28 protein-coding genes and 2 pseudogenes are annotated in these 26377 nt (G+C 72.4%); 16 read left to right on the top strand and 14 right to left on the bottom strand.

The genetic code is table 11. The annotated features are described in order from the left end of the window. Positions 1–5 precede the first annotated feature (5 nt). Positions 6–179 (top strand): CsbD family protein, encoded by a 174-nt coding sequence (locus ACFC0B_RS04030; protein ID WP_376081770.1) that lies wholly within the window; start codon positions 6–8, stop codon positions 177–179. Positions 180–207: 28 nt separating this feature from the next. Here ACFC0B_RS04030 and ACFC0B_RS04025 read toward each other — a convergent pair whose 3' ends face one another. From ACFC0B_RS04025 to ACFC0B_RS04005, 5 genes are all read right to left on the bottom strand, one after another. Next, positions 208–1287 (bottom strand): serine hydrolase domain-containing protein, encoded by a 1080-nt coding sequence (locus tag ACFC0B_RS04025; protein WP_376081768.1) that lies wholly within the window; start codon positions 1285–1287, stop codon positions 208–210. Beyond that, complete coding sequence (locus ACFC0B_RS04020) at positions 1284–1760, bottom strand: Clp protease N-terminal domain-containing protein (protein WP_376081767.1); 477 nt, start codon at positions 1758–1760, stop codon at positions 1284–1286. The genes ACFC0B_RS04025 and ACFC0B_RS04020 overlap by 4 nt, the downstream gene beginning before the upstream one ends. Next, a complete protein-coding gene (locus ACFC0B_RS04015) occupies positions 1757–1993 on the bottom strand; it encodes a hypothetical protein (protein ID WP_376081765.1) in 237 nt (78 codons plus the stop codon). The genes ACFC0B_RS04020 and ACFC0B_RS04015 overlap by 4 nt, the downstream gene beginning before the upstream one ends. 167 nt (positions 1994–2160) lie before the next feature. Then, on the bottom strand, positions 2161–2679 hold the full coding sequence (locus tag ACFC0B_RS04010) for a hypothetical protein (protein WP_376081762.1): 519 nt from the start codon (positions 2677–2679) through the stop codon (positions 2161–2163). Between the two features lie 62 nt (positions 2680–2741). Then, complete coding sequence (locus ACFC0B_RS04005) at positions 2742–3242, bottom strand: hypothetical protein (RefSeq protein WP_376081760.1); 501 nt, start codon at positions 3240–3242, stop codon at positions 2742–2744. A 325-nt stretch (positions 3243–3567) separates the two neighbouring features. Between ACFC0B_RS04005 and ACFC0B_RS04000 the strand changes: the two genes are divergently transcribed. Both ACFC0B_RS04000 and ACFC0B_RS03995 read left to right on the top strand, forming a co-directional pair. After that, positions 3568–7824 carry a polymorphic toxin-type HINT domain-containing protein gene (locus ACFC0B_RS04000; RefSeq protein WP_376081757.1) on the top strand — a complete coding sequence of 1419 codons (4257 nt, stop codon included), beginning with the start codon at positions 3568–3570 and terminating at the stop codon, positions 7822–7824. A 645-nt stretch (positions 7825–8469) separates the two neighbouring features. Next, positions 8470–8694: a hypothetical protein gene (locus ACFC0B_RS03995; protein WP_376081756.1), complete on the top strand. Its 225-nt coding sequence runs from the start codon at positions 8470–8472 to the stop codon at positions 8692–8694. A gap of 58 nt (positions 8695–8752) precedes the next feature. Here the strand turns inward: ACFC0B_RS03995 and ACFC0B_RS03990 are convergent, their stop codons facing one another. Together ACFC0B_RS03990 and ACFC0B_RS03985 are read right to left on the bottom strand one after the other, a co-directional pair. After that, positions 8753–8989 (bottom strand): DUF6296 family protein, encoded by a 237-nt coding sequence (locus tag ACFC0B_RS03990; protein WP_376081753.1) that lies wholly within the window; start codon positions 8987–8989, stop codon positions 8753–8755. An 86-nt stretch (positions 8990–9075) separates the two neighbouring features. Continuing rightward, entirely contained in the window at positions 9076–10041 is a 966-nt protein-coding gene (locus tag ACFC0B_RS03985) for a DUF5133 domain-containing protein (RefSeq protein WP_376081750.1), read from the bottom strand. Between the two features lie 143 nt (positions 10042–10184). Here ACFC0B_RS03985 and ACFC0B_RS03980 point away from each other — a divergent pair. From ACFC0B_RS03980 to ACFC0B_RS03965, 4 genes and pseudogenes are all read left to right on the top strand, one after another. Beyond that, positions 10185–10535: pseudogene (locus ACFC0B_RS03980) on the top strand (VOC family protein); the annotation flags it as partial. 113 nt (positions 10536–10648) lie between these two features. Further along, entirely contained in the window at positions 10649–12334 is a 1686-nt protein-coding gene (locus ACFC0B_RS03975; protein ID WP_376081747.1) for a recombinase family protein, read from the top strand. Between the two features lie 604 nt (positions 12335–12938). After that, positions 12939–13187, top strand: coding sequence for a hypothetical protein (locus tag ACFC0B_RS03970; RefSeq protein ID WP_376081745.1), 249 nt, complete (start codon positions 12939–12941; stop codon positions 13185–13187). Between the two features lie 2 nt (positions 13188–13189). Further along, the gene (locus ACFC0B_RS03965) at positions 13190–13687 is read left to right on the top strand and encodes a hypothetical protein (protein ID WP_376081743.1); all 498 of its coding nucleotides are present in this window, start codon (positions 13190–13192) and stop codon (positions 13685–13687) included. A 575-nt stretch (positions 13688–14262) separates the two neighbouring features. On the opposite strand, the gene ACFC0B_RS03960 is transcribed toward ACFC0B_RS03965, so the two are convergent. Both ACFC0B_RS03960 and ACFC0B_RS03955 read right to left on the bottom strand, forming a co-directional pair. After that, entirely contained in the window at positions 14263–14781 is a 519-nt protein-coding gene (locus tag ACFC0B_RS03960; RefSeq protein WP_376081740.1) for an NUDIX domain-containing protein, read from the bottom strand. Beyond that, complete coding sequence (locus ACFC0B_RS03955) at positions 14759–16036, bottom strand: helix-turn-helix domain-containing protein (RefSeq protein ID WP_376081738.1); 1278 nt, start codon at positions 16034–16036, stop codon at positions 14759–14761. The genes ACFC0B_RS03960 and ACFC0B_RS03955 overlap by 23 nt, the downstream gene beginning before the upstream one ends. Before the next feature lie 111 nt (positions 16037–16147). Here ACFC0B_RS03955 and ACFC0B_RS03950 point away from each other — a divergent pair, with 111 nt between their 5' ends. From ACFC0B_RS03950 to ACFC0B_RS03920, 7 genes are all read left to right on the top strand, one after another. Continuing rightward, positions 16148–16660: a hypothetical protein gene (locus tag ACFC0B_RS03950; RefSeq protein ID WP_376081735.1), complete on the top strand. Its 513-nt coding sequence runs from the start codon at positions 16148–16150 to the stop codon at positions 16658–16660. Between the two features lie 2 nt (positions 16661–16662). Beyond that, the gene (locus tag ACFC0B_RS03945) at positions 16663–16947 is read left to right on the top strand and encodes a hypothetical protein (protein WP_376081734.1); all 285 of its coding nucleotides are present in this window, start codon (positions 16663–16665) and stop codon (positions 16945–16947) included. Further along, positions 16944–17204, top strand: coding sequence for a hypothetical protein (locus ACFC0B_RS03940; RefSeq protein WP_376081732.1), 261 nt, complete (start codon positions 16944–16946; stop codon positions 17202–17204). Before ACFC0B_RS03945 ends, ACFC0B_RS03940 begins: the two co-directional genes overlap by 4 nt. A gap of 211 nt (positions 17205–17415) precedes the next feature. Beyond that, positions 17416–17643 carry a hypothetical protein gene (locus ACFC0B_RS03935; RefSeq protein WP_376081730.1) on the top strand — a complete coding sequence of 76 codons (228 nt, stop codon included), beginning with the start codon at positions 17416–17418 and terminating at the stop codon, positions 17641–17643. Between the two features lie 89 nt (positions 17644–17732). Continuing rightward, positions 17733–18593, top strand: coding sequence for a JmjC domain-containing protein (locus ACFC0B_RS03930; protein WP_376081727.1), 861 nt, complete (start codon positions 17733–17735; stop codon positions 18591–18593). Between the two features lie 19 nt (positions 18594–18612). Further along, positions 18613–18879, top strand: a complete 267-nt coding sequence (locus tag ACFC0B_RS03925; protein ID WP_376081725.1) for a hypothetical protein — start codon at positions 18613–18615, stop codon at positions 18877–18879. Between the two features lie 32 nt (positions 18880–18911). Continuing rightward, on the top strand, positions 18912–19217 hold the full coding sequence (locus ACFC0B_RS03920) for a DUF6087 family protein (protein ID WP_376081723.1): 306 nt from the start codon (positions 18912–18914) through the stop codon (positions 19215–19217). A gap of 134 nt (positions 19218–19351) precedes the next feature. Here the strand turns inward: ACFC0B_RS03920 and ACFC0B_RS03915 are convergent, their stop codons facing one another. Then, positions 19352–19603, bottom strand: coding sequence for a GntR family transcriptional regulator (locus tag ACFC0B_RS03915; protein ID WP_376081720.1), 252 nt, complete (start codon positions 19601–19603; stop codon positions 19352–19354). A gap of 162 nt (positions 19604–19765) precedes the next feature. Between ACFC0B_RS03915 and ACFC0B_RS03910 the strand changes: the two genes are divergently transcribed. Then, positions 19766–20092, top strand: a complete 327-nt coding sequence (locus ACFC0B_RS03910; protein ID WP_376081717.1) for a hypothetical protein — start codon at positions 19766–19768, stop codon at positions 20090–20092. Positions 20093–20418: 326 nt separating this feature from the next. Next, positions 20419–20835 (top strand): annotated as a pseudogene (locus ACFC0B_RS03905) (VOC family protein); the annotation flags it as partial. Between the two features lie 121 nt (positions 20836–20956). Here the strand turns inward: ACFC0B_RS03905 and ACFC0B_RS03900 are convergent. From ACFC0B_RS03900 to ACFC0B_RS03885, 4 genes are all read right to left on the bottom strand, one after another. Further along, positions 20957–22528 (bottom strand): N,N-dimethylformamidase beta subunit family domain-containing protein, encoded by a 1572-nt coding sequence (locus ACFC0B_RS03900; RefSeq protein WP_376081714.1) that lies wholly within the window; start codon positions 22526–22528, stop codon positions 20957–20959. A gap of 289 nt (positions 22529–22817) precedes the next feature. Next, positions 22818–23225, bottom strand: coding sequence for an STAS domain-containing protein (locus tag ACFC0B_RS03895; protein WP_376081713.1), 408 nt, complete (start codon positions 23223–23225; stop codon positions 22818–22820). A 199-nt stretch (positions 23226–23424) separates the two neighbouring features. Further along, complete coding sequence (locus ACFC0B_RS03890) at positions 23425–24336, bottom strand: SigB/SigF/SigG family RNA polymerase sigma factor (protein ID WP_376081710.1); 912 nt, start codon at positions 24334–24336, stop codon at positions 23425–23427. A gap of 318 nt (positions 24337–24654) precedes the next feature. Further along, entirely contained in the window at positions 24655–25872 is a 1218-nt protein-coding gene (locus ACFC0B_RS03885; protein WP_376081707.1) for a glycosyltransferase, read from the bottom strand. Between the last annotated feature and the right edge of the window lie 505 nt (positions 25873–26377).

Here is a 26377-nt window from a genome sequence, read left to right as displayed (position 1 = left end):
ACACCATGGCGACCGACGACAAGATCCGCAACATGGCCGAGAAGGCCCGCGGCAAGGCCAAGGAGGCCGCCGGCCGCGCCACCGGCGACCGGACGATGGAGGCCGAGGGGCGCGGCACCCAGGTGAAGAGCGACCTCAAGCAGGCCGCCGAGAAGATCAAGGACGCGGGCAAGGACTGACCCGGCGGGCGACGGCCCCCGGCGCGCGTCAGGTACCGCTCCGGGGGCCGAACTCCGCCCGGAGGAGGTCGGTGAAGACGCCGATGGGGTCGTCCCAGCCGTCGTCGGTCCAGTCGCCGTTGACGTTGACGGTGACCAGGTGTCCGCCGTCGCGGGCGCCGTAGGCGTAGGTCCACGATCCGAAGAGCGCGCCCCCCATGCCCCAGACCGTCTCCCCGCCGGGCAGTCGCACCGAGGACACCCCGAGGCCGTAGGCGGCGCCGGGGATCCAGTCGCGGGTCGGCACGGTGGTCAGCATCCGGCGCAGCCCGTCGGGTGGCAGGAGTCGCCCGCCCAGCAGGGCGCCGAGGAAGCGGTTGAGGTCGCCCGCGGTGGAGATCATGCCGCCCGCCGCCCAGAAGACCGAGGGCTCGAACTCGGTCGCGTCGTGGACCGGGGCTCCCGGGTCGGTCCGGAACAGCTTGGTGTAGTGCCGGGAGTGCGGCCCGCGGATCGCCGGGTCGCCGGCCGGCGGCAGGTAGGTGCCGGCCAGGCCGAGCGGGCGGGCGATCCGCTCGTCGATCTCCTCGGCGAGTCCGCGGCCGGCGGCCCGTTCGACGATCATGCCGGCCAGGACGTAGTTGGTGTTCGAGTAGGCCCACCCCGCGCCCGGCGCGAAGACGGGCGGACGGGCCAGGGCGATCCGCAGCAGCGAGTCCGGGGAGTGCGTCGGGCGGCGGTTCAGCGCCTCCTGGTCGTCGGTGTAGTTGAAGATCCCGCTGGTGTGGTTGAGCAGCATCCCGAGGCTCACCCCCGCATCGCCCAGGGCCCCGGGGAGCCACCGCTCCACCGGGTCGTCCAGGCCCAGCCGGCCCTCGGCGGCCAGTTGCAGCACCACGGTCGCCACGAACGTCTTGCTGATGCTGCCGACGCGGAACCGGTCCTCCCGCGAGCGCGGGCGGCCGGTCGCGGTGTCGGCCGCTCCCGCCGTCCCGAACCACGACCGCTCACCGTCGCGGACCTCGGCGAGGATGCCCGGCAGGCCGCCCCGCGTCACGGCCCGGTCGAGCACGCGTCGGGCGGCCTCGTGGCGCCCGGCTCCCGGGGGCGGCGCGGACACGGCGGTCACCGCTCCCCTCCTTCGAGCGTCCGCCCGGCGCGGTCCGCCAGCTCGGCCCGGTCGACCCCGGCCAGGGCGAGCGCGCGCGGCACGGTGCCGATGCGGGCCTCCAGGATCCCGAGCAGCAGGTGCGCCGAGCGCAGGTCCTTCTTCCGGGCGGTGGCGAAGCTCCGGTCCAGCGCGAGCTTGGCGGACGCGCCCAGCGCGGGCTGCTGGGTGGCGGGGCTCGGACGGGGCAGGTCATTGGCGGCCGGGGACACCCCGATCAGGCTCAGGCTGTGCTCGAACTCCCGGTCCAGCGCCGCGCGGACGGCGTCCCGGCCGAGCCCGGCCGCGGCCAGCACCCGCTGCGCGGTGGACCCCTGGTCGGCCGCCAACGACAGCAGGAGGTGGTGGGCGTCGATCGTCGACGACCCGTCCTCCTGGGCTTCCCGCATCGCCCGCACGATGATCCCGTGCAGGTACTCGTCGAACGCGCTCAATCGCCGCGCCTCCTCAGCTCGACCCCGGCGGCGATCAGCCGCTTGGCGTGTTTCTTGTGGACGGCCTGGCGGGTGACACCGAGCGCCTCGGAGACCTGCGGCCAGCTCCAGCCCGCCCGCATCGCCTGCTCGACGGCGGCGTTCTCCAGCTGATCGGCGAGGCGCCGCAGCGCCACGACGGCCGCCAGGCTGTCCGCGGGATCCGGAGGGAGGGGGTTCTCTGCGACGGGCATGCAAGCAACTCTAGTTGACTATCGGGAATAGTCAACCAGAGTTGCCTACAGCGGGGCGGTGTGCGGTCGGCCCGGGGTCGGGAAGGCGCGCAGGCACGCCGGGCGAGGGTGCGCTCCCCGCGGCGCCGGAAGCCGGTCGGACCGACTTCCGGCGCCACGGGGGGCCGTCAGACCGTGGCGCGGAGTTCGACGAGGGTGGTGGGCGCCTGGAGGCTGCCCTCGCCGAGGGGCCGGAAGTCCTCCTTGGCCAGGTCGACGGTCTGCGTCGCACCCCCCACGACGACCTTGGCGCTGAGCGCTGCGCCGGTCGTCTGGAGCACGTACACGTCGGCCAGTTCGACCGTGAGGAAGCCGCTGCTCCCGGTGACCCGGAAGCAGAAGCGGCCGTCCGGGTTGGCGGCCGCCCGACTCCAGACCTGGATCTGGTTCGGGCCCGAGCAGTCGGCGAGGACGATGTGGCCGTCGCCGCGCTTCAGCGTGATACCCGGGATCCCGCTCGCACCGGGGTACTCGAAGTCCTCGACGGCGGGCGGCGGCGTCTCGGCCGGCCCGCCGGCCGGCGGGGTGTCGGCCGAGGCCAGCGCGCCGCCGGCGAGCAGCGCGCCGACCGCGGCCAGGGCGCCGGCCGCGAGCAGCGATCGCCGGCCGACCGGAGGTCTGCCGTGCGGCTTGTCGCGGTGGGTCATGAGGTCACTCCTTCCTCGGGAGTCGCAAGGGGGTGCGGGAGCCGGAAGGCGCTCCCGGACGGTCAGCCGGTGACACGCAGCTCCAGGAGGGTGGTCGCCTTCTGGCCCAGGCCCTCTCCGACGTTCCGGTAGCCGTCCGCGGGGACGTCCACGGTCTGGGTGACGCCGTCGGCGGTGAGGCTCGCCCGCACGGCGCGGTCGTCGGTCTGGATGATGAAGGTCTGCGGGAGCTCCAGCGTCAGGAAGCCCTCGGTGCCGGTGACCCTGAAGCAGACCGTGGGACCGCCGTTGGGGTTGGGGATCGCCCGGCTGAAGACCTGGATCTGGCTCGCGCCCGAGCAGTCGGCCAGCACGATGTGGCCGTCGCCGCGCAGCAGCTTCAGGGCCGGGTGCGGCGAGGACCCCGGGTAGGTGAAGTCCTCGACGGCGGGCGGCGGGGTGTCCGTGTCGGCGGCCGTCACGGGCCCGGCGGGCGAGTCGGCCGAGGCGAACGAGGATCCGCCGAGCACGGCGGCCGCGGTGAGCGCACCCGCCGCCAGCCCCAGGGGCAGACGATTCTTCATCTTCCGTTCCTTCGCGGTTGAACTTCGACTCCGAACGACGCGTGAGTCCGGAAATCCGGTCCGAGCAATACCGCACCCTAGGGACGGCACGGCTCGACGGGAATGGGTTTCACTGATCTGACACGAACAGTGACCGTGCGTCAATTCACGGCTTTCCGTTCGGACCTGACGAGGTGGCGACTGTTCGGACTTTGTCCGGAATGGGCTTTTCGGAACGGCGGAAATTCGCCAGTCGGAATGGCATGATCTCGTGCGTCAACCAACCATCCGCCAGATAGGCTGCCGGGCACCGATATTGGTTGTGCACGACTGGTGGAGGGAACCGATGGGGGCAATACCATTCGGCCGGACCCGCGGCGGGAGGTGGTGGCGCGACTCCGTCGGCCGGCACCTCGGCTCCGCGAGCGCCTGGCTGCTGCCGCTCGCGCTGCTGGCCGGCCTGGTCGGCACGGCAGGGCCGGCCGCGGCGGACGGGCCGGCCGCACCGACCACGATCACACTCAGCGACCGCGCTCTGGCCATGCGCTACTGGGAACAGGGCGGACCGGCCGTCAAGGCCGCCGCGGAGGCGGCGCTGATCGCCGGGGACGCGCAGGTCGCCGCCTTCCTCGCGACGGAGCGGAAGCCCGCCGAGGTCCAGGACGACCAGGTGCAGACGGCGCAGATCCTCGCCGTCGCCGGCCCCGGCGTGCAGGCGGCCGCGCACCAGGCGCTGAACGGCACCGCCGAGGACCTCACCCGCTTCCTGGCCGGCGGCTGGCAGACGGCGCTGGTGGCCGACCAGCAGCTCCAGGTCGCCCAGATGATCAACGGCGCCGGCAACGGCGTGCAGGCGGCCGGCCGCAAGGCGCTCAACGGCACCACCGAGGACCTCCGGAAGTTCCTCGCCGACGGCCAGTTCACCGCCCGCGACGCCGACGACCGGGTCCAGCTGGTGCAGATCTTCAGCACCGGTGGCCCCAACACCCAGGCGGCCGCCCGGCTGGCGCTCAACGGCACCATCGAGGACGTCCGGGAGTTCCTGAGGGTCGGCCAGCACGTCGCCCGGGCCCGGGACGCCGAGCGGACCAGCATCGCCCAGCTGATCCAGCAGGCCAAGGAGGCCTCCGCGCAGGCGGTCCGCGAGAACGAGGCCGCCAAATCGGCCTCCGCGCAGGCCGTCAAGGCCGCCGAGCAGGCGAAGGCCGACGCCGAGCGGGCCGCCGCCGAGACCCAGCAGGCGGCCCAGGACACCGCGAAGGCCGGCGCCGCCGCCGAGCGGGCCGCCGAGGCCTCCACCCGGGCGACCGGGGCCGCCCAGACCGCGATCCAGGCGGCGCGCTCGGCCAGCAACACCGCCCGCACGGCAGCGGGTGCCGCCGCGCAGGCGGCCTACGCGGCGGGCGCCGCGGGCCAGGCCGCCGCGCGCGCCCGCAGGGCGGCCGCCGACGCGGCCACCGACCGCAGCAAGGCGGCGCTCGCCGCCGAGGCGGCCAGGGACGCCGAGGCCGTGGCCAACGCGGTCGACACCGCCGGGAAGGCCCTGGACGAGGCGGTCACGGCCAGCACCCGCAGCCAGGAGGCCGCGGACGCGGCGTACAGCGCGGGCGGCCACGCCCTCGCGGCGGCCGGATCGGCCGAGCAGGCGGGCGGGTTCGCCTCGCAGGCGACCGCCCAGTCGGCCAAGGCCAAGCAGGCGGCCGCGTCCACCCGCCGGCACGCCCAGGAGGCGACCCGCGCCGCGACCGCGGCCAAGGCGCTGGCCGGGGACGCGCGGCAGGCCGCGCTCGACGCGAAGGCGTTCGCGAGCTCGGCCGCCCAGCACGCGCGGTCCGCCGCCCAGGCGGCCGCCGACGCGGCGGAGCACGCCACCGAGGCGTCCCAGGCGGCGGCGGTCGCCAGGGCCCACGCCACCGAGGCGCAGAACGCGGCGGCGAAGGCCAAGGAGGCCACCGACCGGGCCGGCCAGATCCAGGACCTGGCGCGGCGCGCCGAGGCGGAGGACCTGGCCAGCCGCACGGCCGCGGCGGTCGAGAAGGCGCGCGACGCCAAGGCCGCGTACGAGGACGAGCGGACCCGGGCCGGCCAGGCCGTGCAGGAGGTCCGCCGGATCTCCGACGAGGCCGACCGGCTGGCGGCGGCGCTGACGCAGCCGAACCCCGACACCGCGGCGGTCGTCACCGACGGGCGCAAGCTGGCGCTGCTCTCGATGAGGATCGCCGGTCCCTGGGAGGCCGTGGCCGCCAGGACCGCGCTGTCGGGCACCGACCAGGGGGTCCTGGAGTTCATCCGGACCGGCCGCGCCAAGGGCATCGCGCTCGACCAGCGGGCCCGGGTGGCCTCGCTGGCGGGCGAGTCCGAGATGCCGGCGGTGCGTTCGGCCGCGGCGACGGCCCTGCAGGGCGACGCCACGGCCGTCCGCGCGTTCCTGAACACCGGGCAGTACGCGGCGGCGGTGACCGACTACCAGGTGACCGTCGCGCAGTCGGTGAACGGCGCGGGCCCGAGCGTGCAGGCCGCGGCGCGGGCCGCGCTCAACGCGGGCACGGTGGACGCGCTGCGCGAGTACCTCGGCGGCGGGCGGTTCACCGCCCAGATCGCCGACGACCAGGTGACGGCGGCCCAGCTGCGCAACGGCGCGGGGCCGGAGCTGGACGCGGCCGCCCGGGTGGCCCTGGCGAGCGCGCCGCAGGCGCTGCACGCCTTCGTCACCCAGGGGCAGTTCACCGCCCAGCGCAAGGACCAGCTCACCGCGACCCACGTCGCCGACGTCCAGCGGCTGATCGCCGAGGGCGTCGCGGCGACCGCACTGGCCGACCAGGCCGCGGCCGAGGCCGCGCGCGCGGCGGCGGTGGCCGGCCAGGCGGAGCAGGACGCGGCGTACTGGGCCGGTCAGGCCCAGCAGTCGGCGCAGACGGCCGCGACGTACTCGGAGCAGGCACGGCAGAAGGCCGGCCAGGCCGAGACCAGCGCCAACAACGCCGCACAGGCGGCGCGGACGGCCACCGCGGCCCAGGACTCGGCGCGCCGGGACGTCGCGAAGGCGGACCAGTCGGCGTTCAAGGCCGACAAGTCGGCGAAGTCGGCGCGCGGTTCGGCCCGGTCGGCCTACGCCGCGGCGGCCTCCGCGCGGGCCTCGGCCGAGGCGGCGGGGCAGGACGCCAAGGCCGCCGCGGAGTCGGCCATCGGCGCGTACGCGGCGTACGGCGAGAAGGCGACGGCCGAGTACGTCCTGCAGATGCTGGCCCGTGAGCTGGAGCTGCGGGACCCGGCGAAGCAGGCCCAGCAGGAGGAGCAGGACAAGAAGGCCGTCGACGACGCGACGAAGGGCAAGGACCGGGGCGGCAAGGACGACTCGGGCTGGAACTGGAACTTCAACTGGGACTGGCTGTCACCGGTCAAGAAGGTGCTCCAGTGGTACGGCGACGCCTACAAGACGGTGTTCGAAACGTACGTCGCCTACTACAGCACCGTTTTCTCGGTCTACGCGTCGGTCGGCTCCTTCTACTCGCAGCTCTACCTCGACACCCTCCCGACCCTGGCCACCGAGGGCACCAAATGCCTCTGGGGCAAGATCACGGGCGACGCCAAGTCGAAGGCGCCGCAGTGCGAGAACGCGCGGGACGCGGTCGGCGAACAGATCGAGAAGCTCCTCGACATCGTGCCCGGTCGCCAGAGCATCGGCGAGAAGCTCGGGGAGTTCCTGCACGACCACCTTCCCGACGTGGTCCGCTGCGCGTTCCAGAACAGCTTCCCGGCCGGCACGAAGGTGCTGCTCGCCGACGGCTCCACCAGGCCGATCGAGCAGGTCTCGGTGGGCGACCAGGTCCTGGCCACCGATCCGGAGACCGGGCTGACCGCGGCCAAGCGGGTCGAGGCCACCATCCTCACGCCCGACGACCGCGAGTTCACCGACCTGACGGTGCGTTCGCCCCGGGGCACGACCGGCACGCTCACCGCGACGGACCACCACCCGTTCTGGTCGGACAGCAGGCGGGCCTGGCTGGACGCGGCGGACCTGAGGGTCGGCGACACCCTGAGCACCGACGCGGGCACGTCGGCGACGGTCGAGGGCGTCGGCCACCGGCAGACGCTCCAGCCCGCGTACAACCTGACCGTCGAGGACATCCACACCTACTACGTGCTCGCGGGCAGCGCGGCCGTCCTGGTGCACAACAGCGCCCAGCTCACGCAGTGCCGCGGCTACGTGCGCTACGAGAACGGCTACGGAGGGAGCACGAAGGACCAGGGCATCTACGCCATCATCCGGGACGGCATGGTCGAGTTCACCGTCCGCGCGCCGGATGGCGGCCCCCTGAAGGGGCACCAGATGTTCCTCGACATGCTGAACGAGCTCAAGGCCAACGAGGTCAAGGTGAAGGGCATCAAGGGCGACTGGCGGACCGGCAGCGACCTCACCAGCAACCTCACCAGGTTCAACGACCTCCTCCGGGCGAACCCGGGCATGAGCCTGGAGGAAGCGGCCTCGCAGACCTACACCGGCCGGTGGGCCGCGGACAACGGGTTCAGAACCGTCACGGTCTCCGAGGTGCACGGACCCCGGGGGAACTACGACGACGTCCAAGTCCAGTTCACCGAGTAGCCGCGACCCCGCGCTCCCCTCGGTGACACCGCGCCCCAGGCCCCGCCGGACCCCGTCCGGCGGGGCCTGGGGCGTACCCCGGTGGAGGCCGCCCCCGCCGTGGGCGTCGCGCGGACGGCGCAGCGGGACGGGCGGGTCACCGGCCGGGGCCCCCGAACGGCACGCGGCGTGCACGCCGGACGGTGGATCCCGGCGGGCCACGGGTGTGGGCGGCTCCGGCACCGGGTAGCCGCTGGCCACCGGCGGGCGCTGGGGCCCGCCGCGGAAGTCGAGGGAGGCAGTGGTGAGTGCCAGACGACGCTCGTGGGCCGTCCGTGTGCATCAGGCGGCCGGGCGGCCGGCGGGGGCCCCGGGGCAGGACCCGGATCCCGGGCCCGGGCCGCGCCACGAGGGCGCGGAGGACGCCCCGGTGGAGGAGCAGGAGGACGACGGTCCCGAACCGCCCGCCGCCGACCGGGCGGCGCCGTAGCGGCCCCGCCGTCGGTCGTCCGCGCCGCGTCCGCCGTCCCCGCCGGGGACCGCCGAGGAGCCTGTCCCCGGCAACCCCCCTGGCCGGAGAACCGTCCCAGTGGGTGCCACCCGGTGGCCGACCGGCGCCGCCCGGGATTGCATGGGAAGCCCGATCCCCTGCTCCGGGAGGCAGTCGTGTACGAGATGTGGGCCGAGTCCGATCCGGCGGTGGAGCCGTCGGGCCTGGTGTGGCACGTGGTGTCGAAGGACGACGCCTCGACGGCGCTCTGCGGGCAGCTGCTGGAGCTGTCCCGCCGGGTGGTCCCGAACGGCCTGGACGGGCCGGCCGGGGTACCCGACCGCTACTGCGATCCGTGCCTGGTCACGGTGCGGGAGAGCATGGCGGCGGCCGCCCGTTGACGCGGGGCGGGGGCGTGCACCGGGCGGTGCACGCCCCCGTCGGCATGCGCACGTGCGCTCAGGGCAGCGGTACGGCGTCCAGACAGGGGTGCCGGGCGCTCCCGGGGGGTGCGGCCAGGACGGCGGCCACCCGGCCGGCGATCTCCACCCGGAGACCGCCGTCGGCGCTCGCCCACACGGGGTTGCCGCCCGGTCCCAGGGCGCCGGTGCGGTGGACGACGACCACGGCCGGTGGCGCGTGTCCCCGGGTCGTGACCGGCAAGGTCACCGCGTAGCGGCGGTACGGGTCGATCATGGCCCGCCTCCTCTGGTTCGGCCCCCGCCTGTCGATTGTCCGCACGACGGGCGGGACCGCACCTCGGGGCCGCCGCCCGGGGGCGGTCAGCCCGGATCCGCCGCCGCGCGGGCGCCCGGCCGGTCGCGGTCGGCCAGCCGGCGGGCCACCGTGCCGAGGTCGGTGTCCAGCCGCTGGGCCACCTGGGCGAGCAGCATGAGCGCGGTGTGCGGGGCCACCCCGTAGCGCTCCATCACCACGCCCATGGCCAGCCCCGTGGCGTGCCGCCGGTCCAGCAGGTCGGCCCCCGTCCGGGCCAGCGCCGAGCGGTCCAGGGTGATCGACGCCTGGAGCGCGAGCGCCGCGACCAGCCGCAGGACCGGCGCCGCGGGCTCCTCCGGGGAGTGCAGGTAGGCGCTGAAGGCCGTGCACCCGTGCGGGTGGGTCCTCAGGTGGGCGGCGACCACGGTGCGGATGCCGCAGCGGCGGGCCCGATCGGTGAACCGCCCCGGCCGGCCCGGCCCGATCCGCACCACGACCTGCCCCTCCCCCTGGGCCCTGGTCCGCGACAGCGGCCCGGCCCCGGCCTCGCCCTGCGCCCGCTCCAGCGCCAGGAGCTGCGGCGATCCCGCCGCCAGGGTGTGCACCGACCCCTCGTCGTGCCAGGTGCTCACCGCCGCCCCCGCGCAGTCGGGCAGCGCCACCCGGGCGAGGTGGAGCACGTCGCCGAGGGTCGAGAAGGGCCGGGGCCGGCCCTGCTCACGGGCGGCCAGCTCACCGAGCTCCGCCAGCAGGGCGTCCGGGACCGCTTCGGCCGGGATCGCCGCTGCCGGGGGCGTCCGCCGGCCCGGGTCGGCGGGGGCGCCGGGCCGGCCGGCGTGGCCGTCGCGGCCCGCGTCGAGCAGCTCCCGGGCCCGGGTCAGCGCGCGGGCGGCGTCCGCCTCCCCGGTGTAGACGCCGATGGTGTACCCGATGTCCCGCAGCCGCTGCCGCGCGTCGGGCGAGCGGTCCCCGGCCAGGGCGTCGTGCTCGGCGACCAGCCGCCGCAGTTCGGCGACATCCACCATGGACATGGCCACCTCCCGGTCCTGTCGCACAGTACGCCCACGCGACCACTTACCGTCAGGTAGTGGCGACAGAGAGTCGTCGCATGGATGCGGGCCCACCGATCCGGGGCCCGGAGCGCGACGATGATCCTGGAAATATGATCTTCGACATGACAACGCGACTTGTGCAGATCAATATGAAAGCGCGGGACGACTCCGCGCTCGGCCGGTTCTGGGCGGAGGCACTCGGCTGGGGTCTCGACAGCGAGGGACCCGGCGTGACCAACCTCGAACCCGTGGGCTTCGCCTACCCCGACCCGGCGGCCGTCTGCATCGACCTCGTCGCCCGCCCCGAGCCCAAGACGGTGAAGAACCGGGTCCACCTCGACCTGGCCACCACCTCGACGGCCCATCAGGAGGAGCTGGTCGCACGCCTGAAGGAGCTCGGCGCGACCCTCGCCGACGTGGGCCAGGGCGACGTCCCCTGGACGGTCATGGCCGACCCCAACACTCCGGATTACCAGTTCTGGAGTGACCCCCGGTGCCGACCGCCACCCTGACCCGTGACCAGCAGGGATCGCCCCACTCCCACGGGAGTATGACGGCTACGACTTTGCCCGGTACCGAGGGCACCGTGTTCTCTGGGCGCCTGCGTGGCGTCTCCGCTATCCGCCTGTCCGTCCTGACAGACGAGACCACCAGCCCCGAGCGGCAGCGCGAGGCCAACGACCGCGCGGCTGGACTGAACAACATTGACTTCGGCGAGGGCGACCAGCGCCGAGAAGCTATAGACCTTGACGTGTCGGCGAGCAAGACCGCTCCGTGGGAACGTCCGGAGCTTGCATACTGGCTCGCCCGCCCTGACGAGTGGGACGTCATGGTGTGGTGGCGCTTCGATCGCGCCGTGCGCTCCCAGCAGGACATGCACAACCTTGCCGAGTGGGCGAGCACGCACCGGAAGATGATCATCTTCGCCGAGGGCGTCGGCGGCGGGATGCAAACCTTCGACTTCCGCAACCCGCTCGACCCGATCACACGCATGATGCTGAATCAGTTTGCCTTCGCCGCCGAGATGGAAGCGTGGTCCATCAAAGAGCGCGTCATGGGCGCGCAGGCAGCCATGCGCAAGATGCCGTTCCGGTTCAAGGGCGGGCGCCCGTCCTACGGCTACAAGATCATTCCCATGCCGGCGGAACACGGCGGGGTCGGCAAGACTCTCGGGCAGGACGAGAGCGCCGTCACGATCATCATTCGCATCATCAAGGATCTGTTGTCCGGCAAGACCCTCCGGCGAATCTGCATGGAGCTGGAGCGCGACAAGGTTCCGACGCCGCGGGACCACTGGTCGGTCACTCACGGCCGGAAGACCGGCGGCAAGACCGGCGGCGCGAAGGGCGAGAGCAACACCCGGGACGTGTTCAAGTGGGTGCCTACCGTCCTGCGGAAGATCCTCACCAACCCGTCGTTGCTGGGCTGGAAGATGCACGGTGGCGACCCGATCCGCGACGCCGAGGGCACCCCGATCCTGTCGACCGAAGAACCGATCCTGACGCGCGAAGAGTTCGACGTGATCGGGAAGTTCTTCGATGACCGCCGGATGGCCGAGCCCCGAGCGATTCCCACGGACGCTTCAAAGCTACTGCGGGTGATCCACTGCGGGACGTGCGGCTCTCGCATGTACCACCGGACCAACAAGAGGCAGCAGCGCGCGTACACCTGCGGCGGGCACCTTACCCGGGTCAAGTGCGCGTCTCCGATGACCATCCGGGCTGACTGGGTCGAAGACTACGTAGAGCGGGAGTTCCTGGCGCTGACCGGTCGCATCCGGATTCAGCGGACCGTCATCACACCCGGGTACGACCCGGCGCAGGAACTCGCCCACGTACTTGCCGAGTTCAACGCCCACCAGGAGGACAAGGGACAGCAGAAATCGGCTACAGCGAAGGCAGCGTGGAAGGCACGGGCTGCTGCGCTCGACAACCGGATGGGCGTACTGGAGAGCACGCCGGTTCGCCCCGAGAAGCGAGAGAAGATCGACACCGGTGAGACCTTCGCCGATCTGTGGGGCACGTCGGACGACGATGCGCGTCGGCTGCTGCTGATCGACGCCGGGGCACGGCTGGAGATCCGTAAGGGCGTGCGCGGCGGGTGGCGGACGCTCGACCCGCGCCGGGTGGCGTTCACGGTGACGGGGGACCTTGACCCCGCGGTGGAATCGTGGGCCGGGCTCCGGGACGAACTGACGATGACCCCCGGGACCGCTCCCGCGGCGGGTAGCCGGATGCGCCTCGCCGAGCCTGCCGGGGCGGTAGCAGCGTAGGGCGTCGGCGGGGGTGGTGACGGGTGACGTTGGAGACGCAAAATCTAGGTTCTTCTATACACACGGGTGTCTAGATAAAACAGAAAACAGCCCTTCGAACGTCACCCGTCACCACCCCTCGGGTCCTGCGGGATATCGTCCCCCTCTTCAATCTCCCAGAGAGGGAGTTCAGGACTACGACGCGCCCCGCCGATGGGACGAACGGACCGGGTACCCGCGTCGCCTTGGCACCCAGAGAAAATCCGCACTCTCCCTAACAGTGAGAGGCGGTCCCGCGCTGGGGTAGCGGGCCGCACGTCGGCGGGGGTGGTGACGGGTGACGCAGATGACGGAGAAATCAGTTTTCTTTAGGCAGCGGGTATCTAAGTAAAACCAGAAATTGCCTCACCTGCGTCACCTCATCACCCCTGGGAGATCGCCCCACTCTCCACACCAGTAGGGCCGTGTGCTCCGCCGGCGGGGACCTGTCTGCGCCTACTGCCGACGCTCTGCCTCTACGGCCTTCCCGTTCGTCTGCTGCAAAGAGCAGTTCACCGCCCCTTCCCGAACCCGCGGGCGGGGGCTTCTTCGTGCCGTCGACAGGCGGCCCACCGGAGGTAGCACCGTGAGCAACCCTGGCAGTCACACCTACACGTATGAGGACCGGGCGACCGCAAAGCTCCGTCTGCGCGCTGACGCGTTCCAGTACGACTCCGCAATGGAGCACCTTGCTGAGATGAAGCGCGACCGCCCCGAGCAGTATGACCAGATGAACCCGCTCTCCCGCATCTCGCTCGGCCATTACGAGATCGCAAAGGCTGCCGCCGTGCAGCTCGGCCGCAACGTTTCCGTCCCCACCGATCGTGAGGTCTGACCATGAACCCCGACGTTTCCAAGGCCGCCGACAAGCTCGCCAAGCTGCGCGCCCAGGCCGACAAGTACGCCGCACCGCTCGCCGACGCCGAAGCCGCCCTGGCGGTCGCCCAGGAAGCCGAGGTCGCCCGCCAGGCCGACCGCGCGGCGGAGTACGACCGTGCGTTCGCTGCTTCGTGGCGTGAGCGTGCTCAGCAGGCCAGCGACGCCGACAAGGCCAATCGGGAACGGTTCGTCGAGCTCCTTGCCGAAGAGCCGTGGTTCATGGCGTACATGGCGTCCCGGGCCGAGCGGTACAAGCGGGAGAAGATCATGCACGCTGCCCAGCGTGCACAGTCCGCCAATGGTCAGAGCGTTACCGTGCCGGAGCCTCGCATGTATGACCTGCGCCTGGTGGACGACCTGATTGAGACCGTCGAGCGCATGGCCGTCGAGATCGGCGAGCACTACGCCGAGGAGCTGGACGCCAAGCGGACCGCCTACATCGAAGCGACGGACTGACATGGCCGTCGATGCTCTCGACCCCGGCCCGGATGGGACCTATCCGCACTTCCCCCGCGACGCGCAGGGACGGCCCGTGTGGTCGGACTCTCCAACTGGCCTGCCAGTAGTCAACGGTGGGGCTCCGATGCCGAGTGGCGTCCAGCCGATGCGCGACCCGCACGACCCCGGCCGGCTGCTGGCCATCGACGTGACACCGAGGAAGCCGGACGGGCAACCGATTGATCCGCCGGTGATCCCCCCGCGGGCCCCGACATGAGGCGCACGTCCGACGTGTGACCGACTGACACAGGGTCGAAGCCCCGTACCTACCCCACCCGGGGGCCTCCCCTCGCCTGGTCAGAAGCGCGGCAGGGAGGCAAAAAAGTCTGATGGCGAAATCGGGCGTTTCTGCGCAGGCGGAAATGACCGATGGCGGTTCTGTCCCTAGGATCGACCACGAACGGCCCCCGTGCCCCCTTCCCTAGCGGGCGGTGGGCATGGGGGCCAATTTTGCGTTCTTGCAGCCTAGGTGCGACGAAGCCCCGTTGCTTCGTGGCGGAGCGGCGGGTCTCGCGGAACCAGCTAGGTGCCGCTCACCAGAGCGCACGTCCGTCGTTCAGGTAGCGGGGCTGTCCGTCCTTCAGGGCCGCGAGTGCAGCGTCATAGCGGGGCAGCAACCGGGTTCGTAGTAGGTGGCGTGCCTCGGCGGGTGCGAGCATCGCCGCTTCTGTCAGCTCCGCATCGTGGGGGCGAAGGGCGTTGGCCTGGTCGGTCGTGATCTCGCCGCCATCGAGGATGAACGCGAGTTGATCATCCCAAGGGCCGTGCGGAGGAACCCATTCAACGACCAGCAATGCGCGGGTGACGATCTCTAGTCCAAGTTCCTCGCGCAGTTCGCGGCGTGCCGCCGCTTCGGGGGCTTCGTTCGCTTCGGCCATCCCGCCGGGCAAATCCCACCCCGGTTTGTAGTCAGGGTTTACTACCAGGACCCGGCCCGCAGGATCTCTGACGATCACGTCGGCGGCGACGCGCTTCCTGGCTTGCCTGGCATTGCCCTCGGCAAGGTAGGCGTTCCATGCTTCCGGATCGTCAGGTGTTGGTGTTGTCCCCACAGCCGTTCCCTCCCCTTGACGGCGGCATGATGTCTGCCAGCAGCAGCGTCCTGGTTCTGCGCGCTTCCGCGAATCGTGCCAGATACTCACGGACTGGCGGGTAACCGGCATGCTCCGTGAGCTGATCCCGAAGGCCGTCAAGCTGGTGTGCCACGCGGACTGATCCAAGGGTGGGGCTTGTTGCAAGAAGGTCAGTCCCGACACCGACAGCGGCGTCTAGGTCCCTGCGCTGTACGTGCGCGGCAGCGAGCGTGATCCGACTCAAAGCAAGTGATCTTGCCCGTCCATGGCCCCGAAGCCGCACGGCTTCCTGTGCGTGCCCGAGTGCGTCGTCATGTCGGCCCAAGTCCATGAATATCAAGGCGGATTCGCTAGCTAGCGCCGCATGGTCGAACGGACTGAGCCAGGGATGCGGGTCGTCCGACTCTAGATCGAGAAGCGTGCGTGCCTGCCCCAAGGCATCCACGGCTGGGCTGGACTGCCCAAGCGCCGCGAGGGCACGGGCATGCATCGTGTGAAGCCGCGCGGTCAGACTTGGCAAGTAGGGGCCGCCCCGGGCGATCTCTATCCCGGTCAGTGCCCAGTGCGCAGCCTGCTTGGCGTCACCGGACTGTAGGGATAGGTGACTGCTGCTCGCGGCCACGTGCGCAGCGAACGGTTGATCACCCGAGACCCGTGCGAGGGGCAACGCCTTGGCGAAGTGCGCTGCCGCTAGGACGTCTTGGCCCGAGTCGTGCGCCATCCACCCGGCCATCTCAGTGAGCGCAGCGGCAGCCCCGAAGACGCTCGGGCCCGTCGTGCCATCCATCAGGCGGGGGGCCACGTTCACCTGAAGATGCCGAACCACAGCGCTGTACAGCCGCCCGCCGCCGGCTTGGCGGTCGGCCTCGCGGAACGCATCCATGGCCGCAAGGTCGTCCGATTCGGCCAGTACTTCCGCTAGGGGCACCGCTGGTACCGGTGTAGTTGGTTCCCACGGACGCGCCGCCAGGCCGAGCAAGTCGCCCGGAATATGGAAGGCGTCGGCGAGTTGCTCGAACATCGAGAGCTTTTCAACCCGAGTGCGGCCGGTCATGTAGTCGTACAGTCGGCCCTGTGTGATATCGGCTGCCGAGGCAAGTCGACGGGTGCTGACGCCTCGGCTGTTCAGCATCTTGAACAGGGCGCCGATATCGCGTGCTCGGAGGATGGCACGCAACCGCTCATCTCCGAGGAGCCCGGCAACAACGTCGCGCGGTGATGGTGGCTGGTCCACTGCTTCGCTCCCCCTGACAACGTGCTCCGATGGTAAGCCCACGGCGTGTGCACAGACTCCAACTTGGAGTCACCACCTTGGAGTCCCCGCACGAGGGCTCCACTCCGTTGAATGGCGGCACTGGACAAGGTCCGCCGTCCAACTCAAGGGGTCACCGTGGCTAACCGCAAGCTACGCAAGATCATTAAGGAACAGCGCAGACAGGCGACCGAGGCATGCGAGGCCCTGCGCGAAGTCGCCACGGCGGCCGGGTGCCCGCTCCCGTCGCTCGGCGTTGACTCGCCCTCGGTGATCACGGGTGAGTGCCTGGTGGACGTCGGCCGGGCCCGCCCCGAATCGGTGCTCCACCTGGCGGACGTGCTCCGGGTCGGACTCGCCACGCTCGCCGCCGAGTCGAGCCCCGTCGTTCCCCTGTTCCGCCCGAAGGTCGGTGACCTGGTGGTGGACACGGAGTCGGGACGGGTCGGCGAGTACGCGGGTGTTGCCGAGGACGGATGGACCCTCCGCCCGTTCCTCATGGACGGACCGAAGTGGACGGCCGACCCGCTGCACGTACGGACCGCGACGACCAATGAACGGGTGCGCACCGCTATGACGCTCCCCGAGCCCGCGAAGGTCGGTTGAACGTGGCACTCGAAGTTCCCTCCCGCGAGATCGGCACCCGACGCCGCTTCCGCTTCGTGCTGTGGGACGTCGGCGCCGACCCGGACCGGGACGAGATTCACTTGGTCTTCTGCGAGGGCGAGGCCGAGGACGGTACGCCCTGCCGCGCGGACTCGGGAGAGCACGTCGACCGCGAGACGGCCGAGCTGTGGCCGTTCGAGCACGCCACGGAGCACCCCGAGCACCGCAGTTACGGGTGTCTGTCCTACCGGCCGATGATCGCGGTCCCGAAGGAGGAACCGACGTGACCCGGCTGACGCTGTTGACCGGGATTCTGACGCTCGGACTCTGCACCGTGCCCGCCGGCTTCGTGCTCGGCTTCGCCATGCTGGACCCGAGCAGCGAGCGGCGGTGGGTCTGGTGCTTCGTCGCCCTGGCGGTCGCGCTCATCGCCACGTCCTACGGTCCCGACTGGATCGAGGGGTGGCAGCACTGGCGGCGGGCACGGGCTCGGGTTCGGGCTGCACTGTGCCGCGAGGCCGGAGAACGGCGGGCAGCCCGGTGACCGGCGAGCCGGCCCCGATCCGCAGGGCGTACCCCCTCGGGCGCGGAAGCTAGCACCCCCATGAACTCCCGTTCTGGCGGACGGAAAGGGCAACACCCGCCAGGACGGGGCACCACTCCCGCCCCGGCGTCACATGGCTGTGCTCGACCGGGGCGGGCGTCAAAACGTGGTACGGCGCCCGCTGTACCCGATCTCACAAGGAGGCACCACCATGAACTTCGACCCCGCCTCGCACCCCGGCCTGAACTGGTCGGTGGCCCGTGACTCCCACCTGGACGACAAGGTGGAGTGCTTCGCGGTCGCCGACACCGGCAACGGCCTGGTCGCGCTCGCCAACATCAACGACGACAGCGCCGTGATCACCGGCACCCCCGGTGAGCTGCGCAAGCTGCGCGACGCCTTCGCCGCCGGCCAGTACGACCACCTGATCGGCGCCTGACACATCAGCACGTGAGCGAGAGGCGACCGCCCCAATTCAGGTGGGGCGGTCGCCCCTCTTGCCCCACCCTACGAGAAGGGAGCGCCACCGTGCAGACTGCACTTTCAAGGCTGGTCACCAATCCGGACGCCTTCCGGGATGCGTGGCCCTCGGTGCCCACGGTGTTCGACCGTGATGCGGTCGACCTGCAACGGCTCGCCACCAGGGAAGCGGCCCGCGAAATCCTCGCCGACCCCGATATCCGTCCAGGCGGGTTCGGCATGGTCCGTGATGGCGTGCTGACCGCCGAACGGCCGTCCGCGGATCACCCGACGGACACCCTGGTCCTCAACGGCTTGCACCGGTCCTACCCGCCGATCATGGAGTTCTGCAAGGAACTGTCATCCATGCTCGGCCACCCCGTAACGGGGAACTTCTACCTCACCCCGGCCGGGAGGGCGCAGGGGTTCGGGTGGCACTGGGACTGTCATCACGTCTTCATCGCACAGGCCGAGGGCGCGAAGGACTGGCGACTGTTCGCCCCGACCTTCGCGAACCCGCTGGAGCACCACAACTGGTCCAAGGTCGGGTTCTCTCCCGAGGACAAAATCCGGTTTGCCTCGGACGCCCCGGACTTCTCGGTCACGCTGCGGGCCGGGCAGGTCCTGTTCATCCCGCGCGGGTGGGTGCACTCGGGGCAGAGCACCGAGGAGCACAGCCTTCACATCACCTTTGGCGTTCAACTCCTTACGAAGCACTGGGCGTTGCGCAAGCTGTGGGAGCTGAGCGAGGACAGCGAGGCCCTGCGCGACGCGCTCCCGCCGAACCTCGGGGGACAGGACTTCACCAAGCTCGCCGGCGAGCTGGTCGAGCTGTTCCGTGACTCGCTGGCCGAGCTGCTGGCCGATACGGTCGCTCTGCGGCTCCGCTCGGCACAGCGTCTCTCGGTGCTCGGCCAGGAACCCAAGTAGAGCGGCGGATCATCGGAGCATGGCGGGACGGAAGAACGGCGGCAAGCACCGCCGACGGTGCCAGTGGATCGGCTGCCAGCACTACGCGAACCTGCGGGACTTGGACACCGGACAGGACTTCTGCCTGAACTGCGCTCTCGCCATGCTCCACGCCGCGGAAGACCCGATCACCAACTTTCGGGAGTTCGACGACTCGACCGAGTACGCCGAAGCACTCAGGAAGCGTCCAATCCTCGGCCTGTTCGGCTGGCCCGGCACTATCCCCCCGGACGACATCGGCCGATAACCTCGGAGTGACGCCGTGCGAGAGGAACAGCCGTGCTCGACCCCGACGACGAAACCGTGTCCGACTGGTACGCCGCGCGTGCTGACTGCGCCCGGCCGCCGGGTACCCGGGACGCGCTGACCCTTGACCCGGCGGTACGTCGGGGCCACCTGTTCCAAGACACGCCGCGCCTGGTGGTCGAGTGGGACGGGCAAGCGTGGCAACCGGTCGCGGTAGCCGACACGTACGCCGATGCCTATCCCATGATCGTTCGGAGGGGCGACGGGTTCGCCCCTCCGCAGGATGAAACCCCTGTGGCGCTGCTCCGCAAGGGAAACGGACGGCATCGGAAGAACTGAGAACGGGGCCGGCTAGATTCGATCGGGGCATGGGCGTTGGCCTAGGTAGACATTGACACGCAGCGAACGACCCCGATGCCTACCCGCGCCCCTCGGCCCTGTCCCGCTGGTGAACTCCGGCAGGGCGGGGCCGGTTACTTTTCGGGGGCCCGCTCGGCCACGTACGTCCCGCGCTGCGGCACGGTGTAGACGTACCCGCCTTCGCGCAGATGCCGAACTGCACGCCTCGCCGTGTCCCGAGCTACGCCCCACCGCTGGATCAGTGCCGACTCAGACGGAATCGGGCGATCAACCGCGAGGGCCCCAGAGTCAATGTCGCGGATGATCTCTGCCGCAATCTGCTGGTAGGGCGGAGTGGGCGAGTCATAGTCGATTTCCGAGGCCATACGGCAAGGGTAGACAACGGGCTACATACCGAGCTATGGGCATACGTGGGTAGACGAGGGTAGAGGAGTTGCCTTACCGTCGAACACGAAAGAGCCCCCGAGGCCGCTTAGGACCGGCTCCGGGGGCACGTCCGCACAGCTACTTGGGAGAGCTGAACGAACATGCGACACCTTATCGCCCGCACCCTCCGTGCGACCCTGCGCCTGGTCCTGCCGGCTCGGGGCCAGCACCGCGCCGTACCGGCCACCCTCGAACCTATCCGGACCACGGACGCCGAGCAGTGCCCTGCCCCGAGGGCCGAGGAAGAGAACCCGTACGCGGGCCCCCTGGTGCGTCCCTACGTCGACCCCGGGGCATGGCGGGCCGAGCTGGACGAGATGCAACGGCAGTACGAGCAGCGCGAGGCCCTGCGGGCGGTCGCCGAGGAGCTGCCGGACACCGGGTACACCTTCCCTGGTGCGCACACCCTCGCCGGGGCGGTCGCGTGATGACCCTCGCCGCAACCAGGAAGCCGACATGCGGCGCCCCTCGCCCCGGCCGAGCCGGAGCCCCGTGCAACCGTGACCCGTTCCACGGGGACGACCACGCGAACCGGCTCGGTGAGACGTGGCCCCGCCTCGCTCCCGTGCGCTGTGCCCGGTGCAAGGGTCCGGCCCCCACCCCGGTCCCGATCGGCCACCAGGAAGCCGCCGCGGGCTCCGGGTGGACCCTGTGGGCGTGCTCGCTCACCTGCCCCGAGTAGAACCCCCTCGCCCCGTCCGGAGCCGATCCGGGCGGGGCTCTCTCGGCTCTGCCGTAGAACCCCTAATCACACGTCTCCGGAGACCCGGAGGGCAACGAGTTCTGCGTCCTGGAGCCCCGCCCGGTCTACCGGGACACCGGGCCGATCGCCGCGGTGGTGGTCGACTGCGCCGACCCGCGGGAGCTGGCCCGGTTCTGGGACGGGGCGATGGACTGGACGCTGCACGAGGTCGCCGACGACCACGCGACCATGCGGTCCGCCCGAGGCGTCGGCCCCTACCTGGAGTTCGTCCGCACCCCCGACACCAAGCACGGGTGGAACCGCGTCCACCTGGACGTCAGCCCGTACCGCGGTGACGACCCGGCAGCGGAGGAGGCCCGCCTGCGCGCCCTGGGAGCGTCCGACCCCGGCATCGACCAGTCCACCATCTCCTGGCGGATCCTGACCGACCCGGAGGGCAACGAGTTCTGTCTGCTCAGCCCTCGCTGACCTCGGCCGGGCACCACCGGGCGCTGCTCGCGGACGCCTGACCGGACCGGCTGCCGCCGGTCAGGCCGGTCCGGCCACTGCCGCCGCTCCCCCGTGTCCCGCTGATCGCGCGCCGTCGGTCTCACCCCGGGTACACGCCGCGCACGTTGTCCTGGGCCGGGCGGGCGGCCGCGGCCGGGCCGGCCGCGAAGGCCCGCAGGACGTTCTCGGTCACCCGGCGGGTCATCGCCCCGGTGCGCCCGTCCAGACCGTGGTTGACGCCAGGAACGGCCGGGCCCTCGGCGTCCAGCGACTCCACCCAGCGCATGGTGCCGCAGGCGAACACGGCGGCGCCGGAGGGGTGGGTGTAGTACGCGGTGTCGGCGTGGGCGCGGCGGCCCTCGCAGACCACCGGGGAGTGGGAGACGATCTCCAACGGGCGGGGGAAGGAGCGGGCGGCGTCGACGGTGTCGTACTCGACGCCCACCAGGTGCTCGAAGGAGTCGCCCGCCGCCACCCCGGTGTCGGCGAACACCCAGTGCCCGGGCGCGGTGACGACGTACGGCGCGTCGACGGGGTAGCCGTCGTACAGCAGGCCGAGCAGGGAGCTCTCGGGGTCGGCGCCGGGCGCCAGGCGGAAGTCGGTGGTGGCCGGCCCGCCGTCCAGGTAGCCCGGATCCCGGGCCCAGTCGCCCTTCCAGCAGGCCATGATCCGGTCCTCGCCGAGCGGGGAGGGCTGGTAGCGCACGCGCCGGTAGCAGCAGTTGGCGCCGAGGACGGCCAGGTTGGTCCCCGCGTCGCGGGCGGCGGTGACCGCCGCGCGCTGCTCGGGCGACCAGTACTCGTCGTGGCCGGGCGACAGAACGGCGTGCGCGCCGTCGAGGAGCCCGGGACGGCGGTGCACGTCCACGCCGGTGGCGTAGGACAGCGGCAGCGCGAGCCGTTCGGCCAGCGCGACCAGCGGCGCCTCGTAGACGAGGAACAGGCCCGCGCCGTCGTAGTCCAGGTAGGGCCGGTCGAAGCCGACCTCCAGCGACCGGGTGGCCAGGCCTCCCGACGGGCCGTCGTAGAGGTCGTGGCCGCCCCACTGGTTGTACGCCTGCCAGGTGCCGACGGCGTTGACGACCACGAGCGTGCCGGCGGTGGTCGCCGAGCGGATCGTCAGCGGCACGTACCGCTGGCCCGCGCCGCCCTCGGCGTCCAGGCGCAGCAGGTAGCTGCCGGGCGGCCAGCCGGTGGTGTCGAGTTCGGTGGACGGCGGCCAGGCCGTGGTCACCCTGCGGGTGGCGGGATCGACGGCGGGGCCCGGCCGGCTCGCGCCGGGCACCGGTCCGGAGCGCCAGACCAGGCGGGCGCGCGCCCCGCCGTACCAGCCCATCCGGTAGGCGCTGACGCGGAAGGCGGGGGCGGTGGTGGACACGTGCAGGGGCACCCGTTCGCCGGGCAGGGCGCTGACCTGCGCGGCGAAGCCCTCGATGGCCTCCGCCGGGCCGGCGGCGGTGATCCGCCAGTCGGCGTCCCCGGGCAGGGCGTTCTCGGCGGCCGTGGGCGAGGGCGAGGGCGTCGGAGAGGGCGAGGCCGGTGGGGAGGGAGCCGGGGCGATGCCCGGAGGCACCGCCGTGGGCGAGCGGGTACAGGCCCCCGCCGCCGCCGCAGCGGCGAGCGTCAGCCCCAGGAACCGCCGCCGATCCGCCATGCCGCGCCGCTCGTCCATGCACCCTCCGCGCTCCCGGTGACTCCCGACCGATCGTCAGGAGAAGGATGCGCGAGCAGCCGCCGACCGGTCGACAGCGACACCGCCGCCGGCCGGACCTCGCGCAGCGCCCGGCGCCCGGGAATCCGACTCGGTTTCGCGACGGGCCCGCCGGACTTCTCCGCCGGACAACGGGGTCGCCCTCCGTCACCCGGGTGCACGCCTCGGCATGACCGCAGCCCCGGTCCGGCACATGCTCGACTCAGCCTGCCGCATGCCCGGCGACACACGGGCGGGACCGGGCTGGTGGTCATCGTGCCCACCGGGGAAGCGGGTGCCACGGCGGCAGGGTGTCGTGGACGGGGAACGCTTCGGTGGCGCCGGTGAGTTCGAGCACCCGGCGGACCAGTGACCGGGGGCGGGCGAGTTCGATCCGGCTGCCGAGGCCGTCCGCGTGGGCGGCGGCCTCCAGCAGGGCGCCGACGCCGGTGGAGTCGCAGAACGCCAGGCCGCCGCAGTCGATCACGACGACCGTGCCGGGGAGGACGAGCGCGCGGTCGAGGGCCCGGCGCAGGACGGCGACGGAGTCGAGATCGAGTTCGCCGCGCAGCGCGAGGACGCTGCCGTGGGCCCACGGCCGGGCGTGGACGGTGAGTCCGACGGGTGTGTCCGCCGCGGTGGCGGTGGCGTCGGGGGGTCGGGGCTGTCGGCGGGTCATCGCGGGTGCACCTCCGGGTACGCGGTCCGGCAGGGGGTCGCGCGGGCGGGGGCGAGGGCGCGACGCCGGTCCGGGGTGTGGCCGGCAGCCTTCGGTGGCACCGCTCTCGGCCTCCTTCGCGCCGACGGCCCCACAGCGCGGCTGTCCGCTGCGGGGCGCCGGAAACGTCCGGAGGGGCACCGGTTCGCGGACAGCGCGGTCAGACCGGTTCCGGCGGGCCGTCCGATCGACCGTCCGCCGCGCGGTCCTCCAGCTGCTCGCGCAGGTGCGCGAGGGTGGCGGAGAGCAGCCGGGAGACGTGCATCTGCGAGACGCCGATCCGCTCGGCGATCTCGGACTGCGTGCGGTCCTCCCAGAAGCGCAGCTTCAGCACCACCTGCTCGCGGCGCGGCAGCTGCCCGAGCAGGGGCCGGACGGCGGTGCGGAACTCGGCCAGCTCGATGCCGGGGTCGCAGGTGCCCAGCCGGTCCAGCAGCGCGCTGCCGGACTCGTCGGTGTCCTGCTCGCGCAGCGCGTCCAGCGAGTTGGACCGGTGGACCCGGCCGGCGACCAGCCCCTCGACGACCTCCTCCACGGTGAGGCGCAGCTCGTCGGCGATCTCCTCGGGGTTCGGCAGGCGGCCGAGCCGCTGCTCCAGCCGGTCCGAGCCGCGGGCGACGCTCAGACAGCACTCCTGCATCCGGCGCGGCACGCGCACCGGCCAGGAGGTGTCCCGGAAGAAGCGCTTGATCTCGCCGGCGATGGTGGGGATGGCGTAGGTGAGGAACTCGACGCCGCGGGCCAGGTCGTAGCCGTCGACCGCCTTGATCAGCCCCACGGTGCCGACCTGGAGGATGTCGTCCATGTCCTCCGGGCGGTGGCGGAAGCGGCCGGCGATGAACCGCACCAGCGGCATGTTGAGTTCGATGATCGTCCCGCGCACGTAGCTGTAGGCGTGCGTCTCGCGGGGCAGCCCGGCGAGCCGCTCGAAGAGCGCGTCGCTGAGCTCGCGGGCCTCGCTCTTGCCCATGGCCCGCAGCTGCGCCCCGGTGGGGCGCGGGGGCAGGTCGGACGGCAGCCCGTCCGACGGGGCGTGCGAGGGGAAGCCGGTTCTGAGAATCGAAGTGGACACGGCGGTTCTCCAGGGCAGCGGGAACGCCACGGGCCGCGGGGCGCGTCGGATTGGGATCGCCGGCGCACCGCGGCTCCTCTTCCCGATGGCCTCGGCCCGACTTCTTCGAGCGGCGGTCCGGGAGGCGCCCGACAGGCGCGGGAAGCGATCGGCGGTGCTCGACGACCACTCCGATGGTGCTGGTACCCACCATGACCCGTTTGATGCGGTTTCGCCCGGGTTTGCTTCCCCGGCTGCGGGGAAGCTCACCCGCCGTTGTGCGGGAAGCGCCCGGGCGGACGGGGCGCGCGACGGATGTCCGCCCGCCCCCGCCCACCGCTACCCGGCGGCCGGTTCGAGCAGCAGGCGGGCGGCCACCTCGGCGCCGTCCGTGCGGATCCCGCCGGCCACCGCCGCCGCCCGGGCCCGGGTCGCCGGGTCCAGCACGGTCCGCAGCGCGGCCGCCACGGAGGCGGCGCTCGGCACCGCCGCGTCGTACACCGCGCCGATGCCCAGCTCGGCCACCCGCGCGGCCCAGTAGGGCTGGTCAACCATCTGCGGCACCACCAGCTGCGGCGCCCCTGCCCGGGCCGCCGCCGTCGTGGTGCCCGCGCCGCCGTGGTGCACGACGGCGGCCACCCGGGGGAACAGCGCCTGGTGGTTCACCTCGCCGACCACGAGGCAGTGGCCGCCGTCACCGGCCGGGCCGAGCCCCGCCCAGCCCCGGCCCACCACCACCCGCCGGCCCAGCGCCCGCGCCTGCTCCACGGCCAGCCGGGCGACGTCCGCCGAGCCCCGCATCGGCATGCTGCCGAAGCCCACGTACACCGGGGGCGCGCCCGCGGCCAGGAACTCCTCCACCTCGGCGCCGAGCGGACGCCGGTCCGCCGCCAGCCAGGCGCCGGTCTGCACCACGTCCAGCGCGGCCGGTCGCCGCCACGGGCCGAGGACCTCGTCGGTGGCCAGCCACGGCCGCCCGGTGAGCACGTGGTCGCGCACGTTGTCCACCGGCGGCAGGCCGACGGCCGCGCGGTGGGCGTTCACCACCCCGCCGAACAGCGCGTTCATGGACTCGACGTCCCGCTCCCACAGCTCCGCGTTGCCGGTCCCCTCCGGCGCCTGCGGCCGGCCCGGGTACTGGAACGGCGGGTGGTGCGGTGAGGGCAGCATGGTCGGCTGGAGGCTGACGTGGACGAAGCGCGCCCCGACCGCCTCCGCCGCCGACCGCGCACCGGCCGCGCTGGGGAACAGGCCGGTGGCCACCACCGCCCCGCCCGGCTCCGCCTCGGCGAGCACCGCCTCGTAGAACCCGGCCACCAGGGCGGCCGCCCGCGCGGGGAAGTCCTCCGGCTTCGGCGGCGGCCCGCTCACCAGTGTCCGCACCGACTCCCCGACCGCCACCAGCGGCACCCCGGCCTGCGCCAGCCGGGCCGCGAACTCCTCCTCCGGCGGCGCGCACACCCGCACCTCGGCCCCCGCCTCCCGCAACCGCTCGGCGAGCGCCAGCAACGGCTCGACGTCCCCCCGCGACCCGTACGTCGACAGCACCACACGCATCCCGCACCACTCCTGTCCCCGTGATTCCGGCTCCGGCGGAGGATTCTCCGGCCCCACCACCCCCTTGCGGCAAGCCCCCCGGCGCGCTATAGCTTGGGAGCGGCGGGGGACATGATCGACTGTCGGCCGCCGCTCCCCACACCGTCACGGGGGAGACCGCATGCCGCACCACCGGGTCCTGCCGCCGGACGCGGCCCCCGGGGACCTGCTCGACCGCGAACCGGCGCGACTGCCCGGCCATGGACCGATGGACCGGCCGTCACCCTCGATCTGCGGCGGGTGGCCGACCACCGCGCGGTGCGCGCCGCCCGGACCGGACGCGTGGCGTTCACCGACTTCGGTCCCTTCGACGAGGCGGCCCGGCGGTGTGCCGGCGGTGGCGGCCTGACGGAACGACAGAAGGCCCGCCCGGCCGCTGCGGGTTGCAGCGGCCGGGCGGGCGACCGAGGGGCGGACGGGGTCCGGGCGCCGGGGTCGGGCGCCCTGGGTCGGATCCCGGGGCAGC

The sequence above is a fragment of the Kitasatospora sp. NPDC056184 genome, from assembly GCF_042268405.1.
Lineage (GTDB): Bacteria > Actinomycetota > Actinomycetes > Streptomycetales > Streptomycetaceae > Kitasatospora.
This window is presented reverse-complemented; position numbering and strand designations above follow the sequence as displayed.

Excerpts from the sequence above, each read along its gene's own strand:
- ACFC0B_RS04015 (WP_376081765.1), bottom strand. The coding sequence starts at position 1,993 with ATGCCCGTCGCAGAGAACCCCCTCCCTCCGGATCCCGCGGACAGCCTG.
- ACFC0B_RS04005 (WP_376081760.1), bottom strand. The coding sequence starts at position 3,242 with ATGAAGAATCGTCTGCCCCTGGGGCTGGCGGCGGGTGCGCTCACCGCG.
- ACFC0B_RS03895 (WP_376081713.1), bottom strand. The coding sequence starts at position 23,225 with ATGACCCGCCGACAGCCCCGACCCCCCGACGCCACCGCCACCGCGGCG.
- ACFC0B_RS03985 (WP_376081750.1), bottom strand. The coding sequence starts at position 10,041 with ATGTCCATGGTGGATGTCGCCGAACTGCGGCGGCTGGTCGCCGAGCAC.
- ACFC0B_RS03925 (WP_376081725.1), top strand. The coding sequence starts at position 18,613 with ATGGCGGGACGGAAGAACGGCGGCAAGCACCGCCGACGGTGCCAGTGG.
- ACFC0B_RS04010 (WP_376081762.1), bottom strand. The coding sequence starts at position 2,679 with ATGACCCACCGCGACAAGCCGCACGGCAGACCTCCGGTCGGCCGGCGA.
- ACFC0B_RS04030 (WP_376081770.1), top strand. The coding sequence starts at position 6 with ATGGCGACCGACGACAAGATCCGCAACATGGCCGAGAAGGCCCGCGGC.
- ACFC0B_RS03885 (WP_376081707.1), bottom strand. The coding sequence starts at position 25,872 with ATGCGTGTGGTGCTGTCGACGTACGGGTCGCGGGGGGACGTCGAGCCG.
- ACFC0B_RS04000 (WP_376081757.1), top strand. The coding sequence starts at position 3,568 with ATGGGGGCAATACCATTCGGCCGGACCCGCGGCGGGAGGTGGTGGCGC.
- ACFC0B_RS03935 (WP_376081730.1), top strand. The coding sequence starts at position 17,416 with ATGAACTTCGACCCCGCCTCGCACCCCGGCCTGAACTGGTCGGTGGCC.
- ACFC0B_RS03910 (WP_376081717.1), top strand. The coding sequence starts at position 19,766 with ATGCGACACCTTATCGCCCGCACCCTCCGTGCGACCCTGCGCCTGGTC.
- ACFC0B_RS03950 (WP_376081735.1), top strand. The coding sequence starts at position 16,148 with ATGGCGGCACTGGACAAGGTCCGCCGTCCAACTCAAGGGGTCACCGTG.
- ACFC0B_RS03990 (WP_376081753.1), bottom strand. The coding sequence starts at position 8,989 with ATGATCGACCCGTACCGCCGCTACGCGGTGACCTTGCCGGTCACGACC.
- ACFC0B_RS03915 (WP_376081720.1), bottom strand. The coding sequence starts at position 19,603 with ATGGCCTCGGAAATCGACTATGACTCGCCCACTCCGCCCTACCAGCAG.
- ACFC0B_RS03965 (WP_376081743.1), top strand. The coding sequence starts at position 13,190 with ATGAACCCCGACGTTTCCAAGGCCGCCGACAAGCTCGCCAAGCTGCGC.
- ACFC0B_RS03900 (WP_376081714.1), bottom strand. The coding sequence starts at position 22,528 with ATGGACGAGCGGCGCGGCATGGCGGATCGGCGGCGGTTCCTGGGGCTG.